Source organism: Eubacterium sp. BIOML-A2 (genome assembly GCF_009680135.1).
In the GTDB taxonomy this organism is placed as follows: Bacteria; Bacillota; Clostridia; order Lachnospirales; family Lachnospiraceae; genus Faecalicatena; species Faecalicatena contortus_B.
Genome location: NZ_WKZK01000124.1, coordinates 1 through 1,363 on the forward strand (window position 1 = coordinate 1; position 1,363 = coordinate 1,363).

The window sequence follows — 1,363 nt, forward strand, 5'->3', positions numbered from 1 at the left end:
TATAATGGTCTCATAAATTAAGACACTTTTTCGGACAGATTTTAATGAATCTGATATACTAAAATCAGTATGAAAGAGAGGATTCATTAACATGTCCAGACAAAGAAGAAATTTTAGTGCCAAATTTAAATCAAACCTTGTAATTGAGCTGCTTAAGGGAGAAAAAGATCTCAACACCCTAGCAACTGAAAATAATATCCAACCAAATCTGCTCCGTAATTGGAAGAAAGAGTTCCTGAACAATGCTTCTGTTGTGTTCGACGACAAGCGCGAGGAAAATCTCAAAGAAAAACTTGCCGAAGAGCGCAAAGAAAAAGCGGAGTATGCTAAAAAGGTTGGTCAGTTAACCATGCAGGTTGACTGGCTCAAAAAAAAATCTGAAGAAATTTGTGGACCTGACTACGAGAGTAAGTTTAGTCCAAAACCTTTTGACGACTAAGGAAATTCCGGCTTCCGTTGGTGCCAGGTTGCTTGACATCAACCGTACAAGCATTTATTACAAGGGCGCCCCTATTTCAGATGAGGAACTGGCCTGCAAAGAGATCATTGATCATCTCCATACAGATAATCCCACTTGGGGCGCAAGACAAATGTCTGCACAGTTAAAAGCCCGTGGTTACCAGGTTGGGCGCCGCAAGGCAAGACGCTACATGAATGAGATGGATATTTACCCGATTTATCCAAAGATGAATCTTTCCAAGCGAATGCAGCAGGCGAAAGTATGTCCATATCTTCTTCGTAATGCGGTCATAGACAAGCCAAATCAGGCATGGTCTATTGACATTACATATATCCCGATCAAGCGCGGATTTCTGTATCTGACAGCCGTGATCGACTGGTATAGCCGTTGTATTGTCGGCTGGGAAGTGGATGACACACTTGATACCAGAATGGTTATCAGTGCCCTGAAAAAAGCTTTCAAAGTGGCAAAACCTCAGATTCTGAATTCAGATCAGGGTTGTCAGTTTACAAGTCAGCAATACATTGACTTTGTAAAGGAAAACGGCATCCGCCAGAGTATGGATGGAAAAAGCCGCTGGGCAGACAACATCATGATTGAGCGCTGGTTCCGCAGCTTCAAGTATGAGGAAGCCTATCTGACACAGTACAACAACATCAGGGAAGCAAGAGCTGCTATCAGACAGTATATCCACACCTACAACTTTGAGCGATGCCATTCTGCACTTGATTACCAAACACCGGCTGAATGTTACTATCCGGCAATGTTGATGCCATATGTAGCTTAGCATATATTGACTCTGGAGAGTGCTCCACTGTTCTCTCCATGTTCCTTGTAACTTGTCCACCATATCAGTTCATTATAAAAATCTTAGATTTTTGTCTTGACAACTGAGCCACTATA

The 1,363-nt window shown here is 42.1% G+C and carries 2 protein-coding genes; both read left to right on the plus strand.

Annotated features, from left to right (window positions below):
* Positions 1 to 91: 91 nt before the first annotated feature.
* Entirely contained in the window at positions 92 to 439 is a 348-nt protein-coding gene (locus GKG43_RS23530) for a transposase (protein WP_243125903.1), read from the plus strand.
* Positions 429 to 1,247 (plus strand): IS3 family transposase, encoded by an 819-nt coding sequence (locus tag GKG43_RS22770; RefSeq protein WP_243143857.1) that lies wholly within the window; start codon positions 429 to 431, stop codon positions 1,245 to 1,247. Before GKG43_RS23530 ends, GKG43_RS22770 begins: the two co-directional genes overlap by 11 nt.
* The last annotated feature ends 116 nt before the right edge of the window (positions 1,248 to 1,363 follow it).